Source organism: Streptomyces sp. BA2 (genome assembly GCF_009769735.1).
In the GTDB taxonomy this organism is placed as follows: Bacteria; Actinomycetota; Actinomycetes; order Streptomycetales; family Streptomycetaceae; genus Streptomyces.
Genome location: NZ_WSRO01000002.1, coordinates 1,934,428 through 1,948,500 on the forward strand (window position 1 = coordinate 1,934,428; position 14,073 = coordinate 1,948,500).

At 70.7% G+C, this 14,073-nt stretch carries 14 protein-coding genes; 7 read left to right on the forward strand and 7 right to left on the reverse strand.

The window, feature by feature from the left end; genetic code table 11:
• Nucleotides 1–55 precede the first annotated feature (55 nt).
• From yczE to E5671_RS11280, 4 genes are all read left to right on the forward strand, one after another.
• Nucleotides 56–748 carry a membrane protein YczE gene (gene yczE / locus E5671_RS11265; protein WP_160503708.1) on the forward strand — a complete coding sequence of 231 codons (693 nt, stop codon included), beginning with the start codon at nucleotides 56–58 and terminating at the stop codon, nucleotides 746–748.
• Complete coding sequence (locus E5671_RS11270; RefSeq protein ID WP_160503709.1) at nucleotides 745–1,512, forward strand: glycerophosphodiester phosphodiesterase family protein; 768 nt, start codon at nucleotides 745–747, stop codon at nucleotides 1,510–1,512. Before yczE ends, E5671_RS11270 begins: the two co-directional genes overlap by 4 nt.
• A 48-nt stretch (nucleotides 1,513–1,560) precedes the next feature.
• A complete protein-coding gene (locus tag E5671_RS11275; RefSeq protein WP_160503710.1) occupies nucleotides 1,561–2,913 on the forward strand; it encodes an MFS transporter in 1,353 nt (450 codons plus the stop codon).
• A gap of 256 nt (nucleotides 2,914–3,169) precedes the next feature.
• Nucleotides 3,170–3,544: an RNA polymerase-binding protein RbpA gene (locus E5671_RS11280; RefSeq protein ID WP_030360404.1), complete on the forward strand. Its 375-nt coding sequence runs from the start codon at nucleotides 3,170–3,172 to the stop codon at nucleotides 3,542–3,544.
• A gap of 98 nt (nucleotides 3,545–3,642) precedes the next feature.
• On the opposite strand, the gene fxsA is transcribed toward E5671_RS11280, so the two are convergent.
• The 4 genes from fxsA to E5671_RS11300 all read right to left on the reverse strand — a co-directional run bounded on the left by fxsA (nucleotide 3,643) and on the right by E5671_RS11300 (nucleotide 7,796).
• A complete protein-coding gene (fxsA, locus tag E5671_RS11285; RefSeq protein WP_160503711.1) occupies nucleotides 3,643–4,224 on the reverse strand; it encodes an FxsA family membrane protein in 582 nt (193 codons plus the stop codon).
• A 98-nt stretch (nucleotides 4,225–4,322) separates the two neighbouring features.
• Nucleotides 4,323–5,162 carry a glycosyltransferase gene (locus E5671_RS11290; RefSeq protein WP_160503712.1) on the reverse strand — a complete coding sequence of 280 codons (840 nt, stop codon included), beginning with the start codon at nucleotides 5,160–5,162 and terminating at the stop codon, nucleotides 4,323–4,325.
• A 492-nt stretch (nucleotides 5,163–5,654) separates the two neighbouring features.
• The gene (locus E5671_RS11295; protein ID WP_160503713.1) at nucleotides 5,655–7,298 is read right to left on the reverse strand and encodes an amidohydrolase; all 1,644 of its coding nucleotides are present in this window, start codon (nucleotides 7,296–7,298) and stop codon (nucleotides 5,655–5,657) included.
• A gap of 57 nt (nucleotides 7,299–7,355) precedes the next feature.
• Nucleotides 7,356–7,796, reverse strand: coding sequence for an Lrp/AsnC family transcriptional regulator (locus tag E5671_RS11300; protein ID WP_160503714.1), 441 nt, complete (start codon nucleotides 7,794–7,796; stop codon nucleotides 7,356–7,358).
• 199 nt (nucleotides 7,797–7,995) lie between these two features.
• Between E5671_RS11300 and E5671_RS11305 the strand changes: the two genes are divergently transcribed.
• Nucleotides 7,996–8,439, forward strand: a complete 444-nt coding sequence (locus E5671_RS11305) for a hypothetical protein (protein WP_160503715.1) — start codon at nucleotides 7,996–7,998, stop codon at nucleotides 8,437–8,439.
• 4 nt (nucleotides 8,440–8,443) lie between these two features.
• Here the strand turns inward: E5671_RS11305 and E5671_RS11310 are convergent, their stop codons facing one another.
• Both E5671_RS11310 and E5671_RS11315 read right to left on the reverse strand, forming a co-directional pair.
• Complete coding sequence (locus tag E5671_RS11310; RefSeq protein WP_160503716.1) at nucleotides 8,444–9,535, reverse strand: phosphotransferase family protein; 1,092 nt, start codon at nucleotides 9,533–9,535, stop codon at nucleotides 8,444–8,446.
• Nucleotides 9,536–9,548: 13 nt separating this feature from the next.
• Nucleotides 9,549–10,676: a hypothetical protein gene (locus E5671_RS11315; RefSeq protein ID WP_160503717.1), complete on the reverse strand. Its 1,128-nt coding sequence runs from the start codon at nucleotides 10,674–10,676 to the stop codon at nucleotides 9,549–9,551.
• A 259-nt stretch (nucleotides 10,677–10,935) separates the two neighbouring features.
• Here E5671_RS11315 and E5671_RS11320 point away from each other — a divergent pair, with 259 nt between their 5' ends.
• Entirely contained in the window at nucleotides 10,936–11,250 is a 315-nt protein-coding gene (locus E5671_RS11320) for a hypothetical protein (protein WP_237330156.1), read from the forward strand.
• On the opposite strand, the gene E5671_RS11325 is transcribed toward E5671_RS11320, so the two are convergent.
• Nucleotides 11,213–12,388, reverse strand: a complete 1,176-nt coding sequence (locus E5671_RS11325; RefSeq protein ID WP_160503718.1) for an acyl-CoA dehydrogenase family protein — start codon at nucleotides 12,386–12,388, stop codon at nucleotides 11,213–11,215. The genes E5671_RS11320 and E5671_RS11325 overlap by 38 nt on opposite strands.
• Nucleotides 12,389–12,764: 376 nt before the next feature.
• Here E5671_RS11325 and E5671_RS11330 point away from each other — a divergent pair, with 376 nt between their 5' ends.
• Nucleotides 12,765–14,009: a glycoside hydrolase family 18 protein gene (locus E5671_RS11330; RefSeq protein WP_160503719.1), complete on the forward strand. Its 1,245-nt coding sequence runs from the start codon at nucleotides 12,765–12,767 to the stop codon at nucleotides 14,007–14,009.
• Nucleotides 14,010–14,073 lie beyond the last annotated feature (64 nt).

The following is a 14,073-nucleotide window of genomic DNA, read 5'->3' on the forward strand; positions in this document are numbered from 1 at the left end:
TCCACCTTCCTGGAATTGGCCATGGTTGGCATCCCTTTACGAGCCACAGAGTGTCATGCGTCAGGCCACTACCACCAGCAGGGGGGACCTCTTGTCCACGACGAAGCCACACCTCACACGTCGGCTCATCCAGCTGTACGTCGGCCTGACGCTCTACGGCGCGAGCTCCGGGCTCCTGGTGGTGGCCGGGCTCGGCCTCGAACCGTGGAACGTGCTGCATCAGGGCCTCGCCGAGCTGACGGGGATGTCCATCGGCGTCGTCTCGATCTTCATCGGCGCCGCGGTGCTTCTCCTGTGGATCCCGCTGCGGCAGCGCCCCGGCCTGGGCACCGTCTCCAACGTCTTCGTCGTCGGCCTGGCCATGGACGGCACCCTCGCGCTGATGCCGGACGTGCACGCGCTCGGCGGCCGCATCCCGCTCCTCGTGGCGGGGATCGTCCTGAACGGCGTGGCGACCGGGCTCTACATCGCGGCGAAGTTCGGGCCAGGCCCCCGGGACGGCCTGATGACGGGCCTTCATCAGCGCACCGGCCGCTCGATCCGGATGATGCGGACGCTGGTCGAGGTGGCCGTGGTCGCCACCGGCTTCGCGTTCGGCGGCACGGTGGGCATCGGTACGGTCCTGTACGCGCTGGCGATCGGCCCGCTGGCCCAGTTCTTCCTGCGCTTCTTCGCCGTCCCCGCTCCATCCGGGGGAGGCGTCGTGGCTGCCGGCGGTCAACCGGAGCAGGCGATACTGCAGCGGTGACCACGCGCGTACGCCATCCCTATCTCGACCATCCCGGCCCGCTCGCCTTCGCCCATCGCGGCGGGGCGGCGGACGGCCTGGAGAACACCGCCGCCGCGTTCCGGCGCGCGGTCGGCCTGGGGTACCGCTACATCGAGACGGATGTGCACGCCACGTCGGACGGCCGCCTCGTGGCCTTCCACGACGCGACGCTCGACCGGGTGACGGACGCGGCCGGGCAGATCGCCGACCTCCCGTGGAGCGCCGTGCGCCACGCGCGCGTGGCGGGCAGTGAGCCGGTGCCCCTCTTCGAAGAGCTCCTGGAGTCCTTCCCCGACGCCCGCTGGAACGTGGACGTCAAGGCCGAGCCCGCCCTGCTCCCGCTCATGGACCTGCTGCGCCGCACCGGTGCCTGGGACCGCGTGTGCGTCGGCTCGTTCTCCGAGGCTCGTGTGGCAAGGGCACAGCGGCTCGCAGGCCCGCGACTCGCCACCTCGTTCGGCACGCGCGGCGTGGCGGCCCTGCGGCTGAACTCGTACGGCGTCCCCGCCGTCGTGCGCCGCTCCGCGGTGTGCGCGCAGGTGCCCGAGACGCACGGCGCGATCAGGGTGGTGGACCACCGCTTCGTCCGCGCGGCCCACGCGCGCGGGCTTCAGGTGCACGTGTGGACGGTCAACGACGCCGAACGCATGGCCGCTCTTCTCGACCTCGGTGTAGATGGCATCATCTCTGATCACATCGAGACGCTGCGCGAAGTGCTGAAGGACCGGGGAGCCTGGGCCTGACCGCCTCCGGGGCGGCAGCGGACCACGGGGACCAGCGAGGGGGCACGGGTGGGCACCGACACCGTGCGGGCAGTGCCACCGGCCGACGAGAGCGCCGCCGGGCGACGGCGGGAGCAGCGCGGCTGGTACGTCTACGACTGGGCGTGCTCGGTCTACTCGACGAGCGTCCTGACGGTGTTCCTCGGCCCGTATCTGACGGAGATCGCCAAGTCGGCCGCGGACGGCGACGGATACGTCCACCCGCTGGGCATCCCGGTCAGTGCCGGGTCCTTCTTCGCGTACGCGGTGTCGGCGTCGGTGATCGTGTCGGTCTTCGTCATGCCCCTCGCGGGCGCCGCGGCCGACCGCACGGGCCGCAAGAAGCCGCTGCTCGCGGTGGCCGCCTATCTGGGGGCCGCGGCGACGGCGTGCATGTTCTTCCTGGACGGCGACCGCTATCTCCTCGGCGGCTTCCTGCTGATCGTCGCCAATGCCTCGCTCGCCGTCTCGATGGTGCTCTACAACGCCTATTTGCCGCAGATCGCCCCTCCACAGGAGCGTGACGCGGTCTCCTCGCGCGGCTGGGCGTTCGGCTACGCGGCGGGCGCGCTGGTCCTGGTGGCGAACCTGGTCCTGTTCCTGGCCCATGACACCTTCGGTGTCTCGGAGTCGACCGCCGTGCGCATCTGCCTGGCGTCGGCGGGCGTGTGGTGGGGCGCTTTCACCCTCGTACCGCTGCGGCGGCTGCGTGACCGCAAGGCGCCGCCTTCGGAGACGTCGGCCCGCGGCTGGCGGCAGCTGGCGTCGACCGTGCGCGACATGCGCCGCCATCCGCACACGCTGTCCTTCCTGCTCGCCTATCTCGTCTACAACGACGGCGTGCAGACCGTGATCTCCCAGGCGTCCGTGTACGGCTCCGAAGAGCTAGGCCTGGACCAGTCCACGCTGATCGTCGCGGTCCTCCTGGTCCAGGTGCTCGCGGTGGCGGGGGCGCTCGCCATGGGGCGCCTCGCACGGACGTACGGCGCCAAGCGCACCATCCTCGGCTCGCTCGTCGCGTGGACGGTGACGATCGGGGCCGGGTTCTTCCTGCCCGCGGGCGCACCGGTGTGGTTCTTCGTGCTCGCCGCGGGGATCGGTCTGGTGCTCGGCGGTTCGCAGGCGCTCTCGCGGTCACTGTTCTCGCATCTGGTGCCCGCGGGCAAGGAGGCCGAGTACTTCTCCGCGTACGAGATCAGTGATCGCGGCATGGCCTGGCTCGGGCCGCTGATCTTCGGCCTGACGTACCAGCTCACGGGGAGCTACCGGGACGCGATCGTCTCGCTCGTGGCCTTCTTCGTGATCGGTTTCGTGCTGCTCGCGCGGGTACCCGTACGGCGTGCGATCCGCGACGCGGAAAATCCCGTACCCGCCAGGATTTAGCAACTGAAGCCAAAGGGCGGTAGTGTACGCGTTTGGCCTACCAGGCGGACCGTTACTGCGCGCTGGAGATTCAGAATCGCTGGGTGACATCTGCTAGCAGATGTGACAAACCGGGCGCTGGTGGGTACAACAAGGGGCGGCATACGACGGCGACGCATGACCCTGAACGGGAATCTTTACCGCCGACCGGACGTTGACCGGATGACGACGACAGCGACACCTGTCCTGTGGGCGACAAGCCCGGGAGGCACAATTCATGAGTGAGCGAGCTCTTCGCGGCACGCGCCTCGTGGTGACCAGCTACGAGACCGACCGCGGCATCGACTTGGCTCCGCGCCAGGCCGTGGAGTACGCATGCCAGAACGGACATCGATTTGAGATGCCGTTCTCGGTAGAGGCGGAAATCCCGCCGGAGTGGGAGTGCAAGGTCTGCGGGGCCCAGGCACTCCTCGTAGACGGCGACGGACCTGAAGAGAAGAAGGGCAAGCCTGCGCGTACGCACTGGGACATGCTCATGGAGCGCCGTACTCGGGAAGAACTCGAGGAGGTCCTGGAGGAGCGCCTCGCGGTTCTCCGTTCAGGAGCCATGAACATCGCGGTGCATCCGCGGGACAGCCGCAAGTCCGCCTGAGGGCGAACTGAACAACACCGCACACGAAGGCCGGGGCCACTGCTGAGCAGTGGCCCCGGCCTTCGTGCTGTACCTGCCCTGTTCCGGCGGGCCGCCGCTCAGCGGGGCGGCAGCTGCGGGTCGTCCGGGTGCGAGCCGCGCGACGGCCGCTCGTCGTCCCTGATGACCTCGCCCTGGACGACCTTGCCGTCAGGGCGGTGCATGCGCGCCTGCTGGAAGGCGTCGCCGAGGCCGCCCTGCGTGGTGGCCTCCCGGACCTTGCGCTCGAAAGTCTTCTCCGCCTTACGGCTGACGGCCTTCTGGACGGGCGGCACCAGCAGGAGCAGTCCCAGGGCGTCGGAGATCAGCCCCGGCAGGATGATCAGCAGGCCGCCCAGCATCGTCAGGGCATTGCCGCCGCCCCGCTCGGAGGGATGCGGCGCCAGACCGCTCTGCTGCTGTTGCACCGCCTCGCTCAGCTCGCGGAAGGCGCGGCGCCCGGCGTGCTTGATGACCATGCCGCCGAGCACGACACCGGCCACGAGCAGCAAGAACACCGTGAGCCCGCCGGCGGCGCCCGCCACGACGGTGAGCAGCCAGATCTCCAGGACCAGCCACGCGGCGATGCCGAGCGGCAGGAACCTGAGGACGCGGGAGCGCCGGGGCCGGGCGGGGTGGGTGGGCGGTACGCCAGTCGTCATGGCTCCAGTGTGCCTGGGCCAGGCTCAGACCGGCATAAGGGAGTGATCAGTAAACGACCGCGGGAGCGACGGTCAGAGGGGCTCCCGGGCGGTCCTTCTCAGAGCTTCTTGCGGTCCTTCGGGAGCTCCTGCGCCCCTTCCGCGTCCTTGCGGCCCAGGGCACGGCCCACGCGGCCCACCCGCTCGCCCACGCCCCACGCCGTGACGCGCCACAGCGCCTCGGCGACGATGTCCTGGCTCATCTTGCTGTCGCCGTGCTCCCGCTCGACGAAGGTGATCGGCACCTCGACGACGTGATAGCCGGTCTTGATCGCGCGGCGCGCCAGGTCGACCTGGAAGCAGTAGCCCTGCGATGCGACCTCGTCGAGGCCGATGCCTTCGAGGGTCTCGCGGCGGAAGGCGCGGAAGCCGCCGGTGACATCGCGGATCGGCACGTCGAGCATCAGCCGGGAGTACGTGCTGCCGCCGCGCGAGATGATCTCGCGGTACTTGGGCCAGTTGACGATCCGTCCTCCCGGCACCCAGCGCGAGCCGAGGACGAGGTCGGCGCCCTTGAGCGCGGTGAGCAGCCGGGGCAGCTCCTCGGGCTGGTGGGAGCCATCGGCATCCATCTCGACGAGCACTCCGTAGCCGTTGTCCAGGCCCCACTGGAAGCCCGCGAGATAGGCCGCGCCGAGGCCTTCCTTGCCCTTGCGGTGCAGTACGTGGACGTGGTCGTCGTCGGCCACGAGCTCATCGGCGATCTTGCCGGTGCCGTCGGGGCTGTTGTCGTCGGCGACGAGGATGTGCGCCTCGGGCACGGCGAGCCTGACACGACCGACGATGGACTGGATGTTCTCCGCCTCGTTGTAGGTCGGAATGATCACCAAGGCCAGGCCGAGCGGGCCGAACTGCCTCCCCTGGTCACCGGTTTCGGAGACCCCACCGCCGTCGTTCACTACTGCCCCTTCGTTCGTACGCAGAGGACCACCATAATGGCCGCCTCCCGCACGGCCACGGCGGCACGGGCGGTTGATGGGGGGAGTACTGCGGATCGGGGCCCGGCACCCTTCGGGCCGACCTGGGGCCCGCTGGCTGCGGGTCGACCGAGAGCCGTTGTCTACTGAGCGTCCGGGCCCCACCCGGGTCACACCTGCCGGCCCGGTGGAACGTTCCCTCGCGTCCGCGGCGCGGGCGCTGGACCTGGCTCCCAGTGGTGGTGCGCCGGTGCGGCACACCGCCCATGGCCCAGCGGCGTTCGACGGCTGCGTGGAATTTCTCCGGTCGGACGTCCTTTGGTGGACCCGGCCGAACCTACCGGCCGACGGCCGCGTTCTGTCAATAGCCGTTTGACCTGGGCCGATTCCAAAGACAGCCAGGTCAGTGCCGAGGATACGCAGGTCGTGCGACGCGACAACGGGCCGCGATCGGCGGTACGCACCGCCGGGACATCACTCGTCCGGCCGTACGAAGACCGGCTGTCCGAAGACCACCGTGCGCAGGCAGACGGGGAGTTCGGCGCCCGGGGTCAGGTCGGGCAGCCCCGGCGTGCCGGAGCGCGGATCGGTCGACCAGCGCGCGACCCGGTCGTCCGGGGCCTGGACCACGAGCTCCGCGGCGCGCCAGACGGCGTAGTCGGCGGGCGCCCCCGGTACCAGGACGCCGGCGTCGTCACGGCCGATGGCCCGCCAGCCGCCCCGGGTGTGGGCGGTGAACGCGGCGCGCACCGACACGCGGTGCTCAGGGGTCTGATGGAACGCGGCGGCGCGGACGGTGCCCCAGGGGTCGAGCGGGGTGACGGGGCTGTCGGAGCCGAAGGCGAGCGGCACGCCGGTGCGCAGGAGGGCCGCGTACGGGTTGAGGGTGCGGGCCCGTTCGGCGCCGAGGCGCTGGACATACATGCCGTCGTCGCCGCCCCACAGGGCGTCGAAGGCGGGCTGCACGGAGGCGGTGAGGCCGAGCTCCGCGAAGGCGGCGATCGTCTCCGGGGTGAGCATCTCGGCGTGCTCGACGCGGTGCCTTGCCGCGCGGACGCGGGCCAGGCCGACCTTCTCGGCGGCGGCACGGATCCCCTCCACGACGGCCGTCACCGCGGCGTCGCCGATGGCGTGGAAGCCCGCCTGGACCCCTGCCTCGGTGCAGGCGACGACGTGCGCGGCGACGGCGGCGGCGTCCAGATAGGCGGTGCCGCTGTGACCGGAGTCGGCGTACGGCTCGTGCAGGCAGGCGGTGTGCGAGCCGAGCGAGCCGTCGACGAAGAGGTCACCCGCGGCGCCGACCGCCCCCAGTTCCTTTGCACAGGCGACGCCTTCCTCGCCCTGCTGTGCCCAGTAGCCGACGACGCGCGGCCCGGCCTCGTCGGCGGCGAGGCGAAGCAGCCCCGTCAGGTCGTCCTCGCCGGAGATCTCGGGGCCCGCGCACTCGTGCACGGAGCCGATGCCGAGGGACGCGGCATGCTTCAGGGCCGCGCGCTGGGCCTCGGTGCGCTGCTGCGGGGAGAGCGCGCCGAGTGCGGCGGCGCGCACCGCGTGATGGGCGTCGGCGGTCAGCGGTGCGTCCGGGTGGAAGCCCGTGCGCCCGGTGACGCCGGGGACGAGGTCGAGCAGCGCCGTGGTGACGACGGCCGAGTGGACGTCGATGCGGGAGAGGTAGAGGGGACGGCCGCCGGCCGCCTCGTCGAGTTCCGCGCGCGTGGGCGGACGGCCGCCCGCCCAACGGGCCGCGTCCCAGCCGTGGCCGAGGAGGACACGGTCGTGCGGCCGGGCGGCGGCGTGTTCGCGTACGAGAGCGAGGGCGTCGTCGAGGGAGCGTGCACCCGTCAGATCGAGTCCCGTCAGGGCGAGTCCGGTCGACGTGGTGTGCACATGCGCATCGGTGAACGCGGGGGTGACGAGCGCCCCTTCGAGGTCGACGACCTCGTCCACGCCGTCGGCGAAGGCGTCGGCCGCGCCCTCGGATCCCACCCATGCGACGTGCCCGCGTTCGACGACCATGGCCGTGGCGAACGGATCGGCGGGACTGTGGACCTCGCCACCGCGCAGCAGCACGGTGCGGTGGCCCTGAGGGCCGTTCTGGGGGGTGGTGCTCTCGCTCATGGGACCAGTCTGGCCCCTCCGGGTGCGGGCCCCGCCCTGGGGTCGCCCGCGGGCGGCTCAGACCTGCGGGGGCCGGGCCTCGTACGGCGTGGAGAGCACGACCGTGGTCCGTGTGGAGACGCCCGCGAGCGCTCGCAGGCGACTCAACAGGTGCTCGAGCTCCAGTGGAGTAGCGACGCGCACCTTGAGGATGTAGTTCTCGTCGCCCGCCACGCTGTGGCACGCCTCGATCTCCGGGACGCCGGCGAGGCGTTCGGCGATGTCGTCGGGTGCGCTGGGGTCGAACGGCTTCACCGAGATGAACGCCGTGAGCGGCAGGCCGACGGCCTCCGCGTCCACCACCGCGGCATATCCGCGGATGACGCCGCGCTGCTCCAGGCGGCGCACCCGCTGGTGCACGGCCGATGTGGACAGGCCCGTGGCCTTGCCCAGGTCGGTGTAGCTCATCCGCCCGTCCTTGACGAGCAGCTGCACGATCTGTCGGTCCAGCTCCTCCATGCGCTGAACCTACAGGGCTCTTGATCCCTTCGGATACCGGTAGGCGCGACGGCGGCATCTTCGCCGGGCATGTGACGAACGCCACATACCTATGACCGTGTCCAAAGGGATGCCACGATTACCTCTACGACGGGACGGGAAGTGCTTGCTGTGGTCGAGGCCGCAGCGCCTTCTCGGCCCACCCAAGGGGGAGAATCCCATGCAGAACTTGAAGCGCCCCGGTCGCCCTGCCCGCAGCAAGCAGCAGCGCTCCGATGAATCCGCGTCCGCACCCGTATCGGAGGGCGTCGAACCGGCTGAGACCGAGTTCGACGCGTACGACACCTTCGAGATGTACCGGGTGACGTGCCCCGACTGCGCGCAGCCGATCGCGCTCCTGGCCGACGAGGACGTCCTGCCCGAGCACGCGCTGTGTGCCCAGCCGTGGAACCCGTTCGGGCTCACGGTGTGTGCGGGCACGGGTCGCGCCGCGGCCGACGCCGAGCCCGCTGACGAGTCGATGGAGGCTCAGGAGCAGGACACCGCCCTGCTCCTGACACTCCCTCAGGGGCTCGACTGGCGGACGCAGCCCTTCTCGCACGTCGGCGGCCAGGGCACGCGCCCGCGTCGCGTGCCCGAGCAGGACCACCGCTCCGCGGCCTGAGGCCCTACCAGTAGCTGCCCTGCACCATGGCCGCCAGGCTGGCGTGGTGCAGGATCAGCGTGTCCGGGTCCTCGGGTACCGCGGCCTCGCCGAAGTGCACCTGGCGGTAGGCGACGCGCAGCATGACGATGGCGTGCCGCAGCGCCGCGTACAGCGTGTGGAAGTCCATGAACCGCGGTGTGTGGCCGGTGAGCCCTGCGTAGCGCTCCTCGATGTGGTCGCGGCGCAGGAAGTCGGGCAGGCCGTCCTGCCCGAAGCTCACCGTCAGGTCCTGGAAGAAGCGGTGCAGATAGACCATCCAGCCGAGGTCGACCTCACGGGGTGCGAGCGCCGCCATCTCCCAGTCCAGTACGGCCGCGGGGTCGAAGCCGTCGTAGATGACGTTCCCGATGCGGGCGTCGCCCCAGTTGAGGACGGGCTCACCCTCGTCCTGAGGCCACCACGCTTCGAGCCGGTCGAAGGCACTCTCGATGAGGGGCGAGCGGGGCAGTCCGTCGACCACCCAGTCGTAGTAGGCGCGTTGGGCGGCCACGTGCCGCCGCAGCGGGCTGCCCTCGCCGGGCAGGGCGAGGAACTCGGCCTCTTCGACGGGCACTTGGTCGTGGAGGTGCGCGATCAGCCGGATCGAGGCTTCCTCCAGGTGCGCGCGTTCGGCGTCGCTCGCGGAATGCAGCCAATTCCCCTCGTACGTATAGGGCATGACGTCCGGCGGCACGCGCCCCTCGACCCGCTCCATGACGAAGAAGGGCGCGCCTAGCGGCCCCGGGTCCTCCTCCAGCCACAGCACACGCGGCACAGGCAGGTCGGTGTGTTCGGCGACGAGCCGCATCGTGCGGTGCTGGCGCGGCAGGTCGTAGACCGGGAAGATCGTGTACGCCGCCGGGTCCGCCGCCACGCGCAACGCGCAGGCCCGCAGCGGTGGTTGAGGGTGCTCGATGTCGAAGAGCAGGGTCTCGCTCGACATGCCGTTGGACTCGGGGACCCGCACGCCGGTGGCCTTGGCGCCGGGCAGCCGCGCGGCGAGCCAGGCCGTGAGCCTGCGGGTGAGCTCCTCCGGGTCGCGGGTGGTGGTGCGGGGGCGGGGTGCTGTGGCCATCGCGGGGCTCCTCTCAGGGCGCGACCGAGTCGAAGCCGGTGAAGCCGCTGGGGTCGTGGCGGCCGAAGCTGCCGTGCTCGAAAATTCCGTACCCCGTCCGCCCGTTGAGGGTGAAGCGTGCGGCGTGGTCGATGACTCCGTACGCGGCCCGGGGATGTGCCTTCGGGTCCGACAGGTCGTACACACGGCGGTCGGTCCAGCCCCGCCCCTGCCAGGTGCCGTGCTGCCAGTCGTCCGCGGGCGGGTAGCCGGCGCCCACGGCGAGCGGCAGGGAGGCGAGGACCTCGACGCCGAGCTCCAGGGGCTTGCGGTCTTCGGGGTCGGTGAGGTGGATGACGGCGCGCTCGGGGTGCCGGGTGCCGGAGCGGTAGGTGATGTCGGCCTGGGGCCAGCCGAGTTGGCGATCGCGAACGCCGGGGCGTACGAGCGTGGCGTCGTTGAGGGAGCGGTAGCCGTCCGCGTCCTCCTGGGCGATGACCATCAGGAAACGGTCCTCGAAGCGCACCGGGCTCCAGATCCAGTGGAAGCCCTCGGTACCGAACTCCTCCTCAAGGCGCCCGCGTTCCTCGCCGGGTATGGGCCGCACTCCCCAGCTGCGGTCACGGGTAGCGGTCCACTCCCCCGCCGTCACCGGGATGTCCTCGCCGCCGACACGGATCGTCCCGGCGCAGCCGCCCGCCTGGACGAAGCGGCGCCCTTCGAGGGAGAGCCGGTCGCCGCGCCGCTGGATGTGGTGCGGCTCCCAGAGGGCGGGGAAGGAGGCGGTCCACGTGATGTCGTACGAGAGGGACTCGGGGTCGTCGGGATCGGCGGCGCACGTCAGGCGCAGCCGCCGCAGCGGTTCCTCGACGGTGATGGTCAAGGGACCGACGGAGAGGTTCATCCGATCGTCGCCGAGCGCGTCCGACGCGCGTACGACATGGAGCGCATCTCCTCTGCGCAAAGTGGCGTACGCGTCGATCACACCGACGTTCGGATAGACGCCGAGCCCGAGGATGAGGAGCGCGCGCCCCTCGTGGTCGAAGAGATGGAAGATGCAGCGGTCGTAGGCGTTGCGGTCGCCCGTCGCGACCTGCTTCATGGACAGCGGCACCTGATGGACCGGGTACTCGTCGAGCGGGACGGGGCGGTCGTCTGCCACGGCAAACCTCCCTGGGCGCACGGCAGTTGGCTGGCGCGGGGCGGATACCGGGCCCCCGACGCGGAGTTGACGGTACGTCAGACCGTCTGCCGGAGCCAGACACGTGTCAGCCCGCGTTCAGGGAGCCGTGGGCCCGCCCGGCTCGCGGGGGACACGGGGCATCGCGGGGCCCACCCCGGGCTCCGCACGGGCATTTCGCGAACTGACGCTCGAATCCGAAGGGCGGTGACCTGGCCACCGCGCCGCGCGTTGGCCCCGTATGACCACCCCCACGCCGATGCCCATGGCGCCCCCGCCGACCGGCCGCCGCAGGCGCACCCTCCTGACGGCTCCCCCGCCCCCCGCAGAATCGGTTCCCCAGCGTCCTCAGCAGCCGCATCCCCAGCAGTACCAGCAGCCGCAGCCGCCGCACCTCCAGGATCCGCCCATCTACCGCGCCCTCATCCGGAACTGGGCCGAGCGGGGCAAGACCCTGCCGGGGCGCCACGACCCGGAGTGGGTGCGGCTCGCCGCGCCTCCGGTCAGGCTCGGACAGTTCAGCGCGAGTCGGGACCCGCGAGGTGACGGGCGATGACCATCCGCTGGATCTGATTGGTCCCCTCGACGATCTGCAGCACCTTGGCCTCGCGCATGAAGCGCTCCACGGGGAAGTCCGCGGTGTAGCCATAGCCGCCGAGGACCTGCACGGCGTCCGTCGTGACCTTCATCGCGGCGTCCGTGCACATCAGCTTGGCCATGGCCGCCTGCTTGGAGAACGGCCTGCCCGCGTCGCGCAGCCGCGCCGCGGCCAGATAGAGCGCCCGGCCCGCCTCGATCTGCGTCGCCATGTCCGCGAGCATGAACCGAAGGCCCTGGAAGTCCGCGATCGGCCGCCCGAACTGCCGCCGCTCGGTGGCATATCGAAGCGCCTCGTCGAGCGCCGCCTGCGCCACGCCGATCGCACAGGCCGCGATGCCGAGCCGCCCGCCGTCGAGCGCGGAGAGCGCGATCGCGAAGCCCTGGCCCTCCTCGCCGATGCGGCGGGCGTCACAGACCCGCACCCCGTCGAAGTTGATCTGAGCGGTGGGCGAGCCCTTCATGCCCATCTTCTTCTCGGGCACCGCCGCGTTCAGGCCTTCGGCGTCGCCCGGCACCAGGAACGCGGAGATACCGCGGGCACCTTCGCCGCCGGTGCGGGCGAGGACGGTGTAGAAGTCGGCGACTCCGCCGTGCGTGATCCACGCCTTGGTCCCGCTGATCACCCAGTCCTCGCCGTCCCGCACGGCCTTCGTGCGCAGGGAGGCCGCGTCCGAGCCCGACGCCGGCTCGGAGAGGCAGTACGCCCCGAGCAGTCCGCCGCCCAGCATCGCGGGCAGGTGCTCGGCCTGCTGCTCCTTGGTGCCGTAGCCCGCGAGCGCGTGGCAGGACAGGGAGTGGACGCTGACGCCGAGGCCGACGGTGAGCCGGGCCGCGGCGAGCTCTTCCAGGACCTGGAGATAGACCTCGTACGGCTGGTCGCCGCCGCCGAATTCGGAGACGTACGGAAGACCGAGCAGGCCGGACTCGGAGAGGAGTGCGAAGACCTCGCGCGGGAAGCGCCCCGCGTCCTCCTCCTCGGCCGCGCGGGGAGTGATCTCCCGCTGGACGATTTCACGGACGAGCGAGAACAGATCCCTCGCCTCGTCCGTGGGCAGCTGACGGTCCACCGGCTGCTGCAAGGTTCGCTCAGGCATGGCGATCGATCCTCCCTTTCGGCACTGCGGCGGACCCGCGGGGTAGTGCGGCGCCACCGTGTCTCACGGCCCGGCCGATGGCGCGCTTCCGGGTCGCGGAAGGCGCTGTGACCAGCGGCTGTGGCGCGTTGAGTATGCCCGATCGGCGGCAGCCAGTCACTAGTTAACGACCGCTTACTCAAAAGATAGCCGACGCCCGCAAGAGGGGCGCGGAATTGGTCCGAACCATTGACCCCACTGGTCTAGTCCTCCTAGAGTCCAGCCGAGCGCCTTACCGCGTTCATGCCAATTCAACGTTCATCGACGTCGCGCTGGCATTTGCAGGTCAGCAGCACCATGTCCCCCCATGCGCCCTCTCCCCCCACGAGGAGAAACGATGCTCAGACCGCACCTCCCCCGCGCCCGGTTCCGGGCGCTCATCGCCACCGCGTGTTGCGCCGTCCTCGGCGCAGGCCTGCTCGCCGGCGCGGGCAGCGCCGCCGCCGAGCAGGACAAGGACTCCGCGACGAAGGCCGCGGCCGGCTCCAAGGTCGTCGGGTACTTCACCGAGTGGGGCGTCTACGACCGGAATTACCACGTCAAGAACATCGAGACGTCCGGCTCGGCAGGCAAGCTCACGCACATCAACTACGCCTTCGGCAACGTCCAGGGCGGCAAGTGCACGATGGGCGACGCCTACGCGGCGACCGACAAGGCGTACACCGCCGACCAGTCCGTCGACGGTGTCGCCGACACCTGGGACCAGGACCTGCGCGGCAACTTCAACCAGCTGCGCAAGCTCAAGAAGGCCCATCCGGATCTGAAGGTCCTGTGGTCCTTCGGCGGCTGGACCTGGTCCGGCGGCTTCACCGAGGCCGCCAAGAACCCGGCCGCCTTCGCCCAGTCCTGCTACGACCTGGTCGAGAACTCCAAGTGGGCCGACGTCTTCGACGGGATCGACATCGACTGGGAGTACCCGGGCGCCTGCGGTCTGACCTGTGACACCAGCGGGCGCGCGGCGTACAAGGACCTGATGTCCGCGGTGCGTTCGAAGTTCGGCGGCGACAACCTCGTCACCGCGGCGATCCCGGCCGACGCCGAGGACGGCGGCAAGATCGACGCCGCCGACTACGCGGGCGCCGCCCAGTACGTCGACTGGTACAACCCGATGACGTACGACTACTTCGGCGCCTGGGAGGCGAAGGGTCCGACCGCCCCGCACTCGCCGCTGAAGACGTACGAGGGCGCTCCCAAGGCGAACTGGAATACCGACGCGACGATTCTGAAGCTCCAGGGTCTCGGCGTCCCGTCCGAGAAGCTACTGCTCGGCATCGGCTTCTACGGCCGCGGCTGGACAGGCGTCACGCAGAAGGAGCCCGGCGGCACCGCCACCGGGGCCGCCGCGGGCAAGTACGAGGCGGGCATCGACGACTACAAGGAACTCAAGGCCAAGTGCCCGGCCAACGGCACGGTCGGCGGGACCGCGTACGCGCACTGCGGGACCAACTGGTGGAGCTATGACACCCCGGCGACCATCGCGGGGAAGATGGACTACAAGAACCAGGCCGGTCTTGGCGGCACCTTCTTCTGGGAGCTCAGCGGCGACACGGCGGACGGCGAACTGATCAAGGCCATCAACTAGTCGATGGCGCGTGTGAGTTGGGGCGGGAGCCGGACGGCTCCCGCCCCTTCCTCATGGTCGTCGA

Bases quoted from the DNA above. Each gene is read 5' to 3' on its own strand.
- yczE (WP_160503708.1), top strand. From the start codon at position 56: ATGCGTCAGGCCACTACCACCAGCAGGGGGGACCTCTTGTCCACGACG.
- E5671_RS11280 (WP_030360404.1), top strand. From the start codon at position 3,170: ATGAGTGAGCGAGCTCTTCGCGGCACGCGCCTCGTGGTGACCAGCTAC.
- fxsA (WP_160503711.1), bottom strand. From the start codon at position 4,224: ATGACGACTGGCGTACCGCCCACCCACCCCGCCCGGCCCCGGCGCTCC.
- E5671_RS11295 (WP_160503713.1), bottom strand. From the start codon at position 7,298: ATGAGCGAGAGCACCACCCCCCAGAACGGCCCTCAGGGCCACCGCACC.
- E5671_RS11300 (WP_160503714.1), bottom strand. From the start codon at position 7,796: ATGGAGGAGCTGGACCGACAGATCGTGCAGCTGCTCGTCAAGGACGGG.
- E5671_RS11305 (WP_160503715.1), top strand. From the start codon at position 7,996: ATGCAGAACTTGAAGCGCCCCGGTCGCCCTGCCCGCAGCAAGCAGCAG.
- E5671_RS11310 (WP_160503716.1), bottom strand. From the start codon at position 9,535: ATGGCCACAGCACCCCGCCCCCGCACCACCACCCGCGACCCGGAGGAG.
- E5671_RS11320 (WP_237330156.1), top strand. From the start codon at position 10,936: ATGACCACCCCCACGCCGATGCCCATGGCGCCCCCGCCGACCGGCCGC.
- E5671_RS11325 (WP_160503718.1), bottom strand. From the start codon at position 12,388: ATGCCTGAGCGAACCTTGCAGCAGCCGGTGGACCGTCAGCTGCCCACG.
- E5671_RS11330 (WP_160503719.1), top strand. From the start codon at position 12,765: ATGCTCAGACCGCACCTCCCCCGCGCCCGGTTCCGGGCGCTCATCGCC.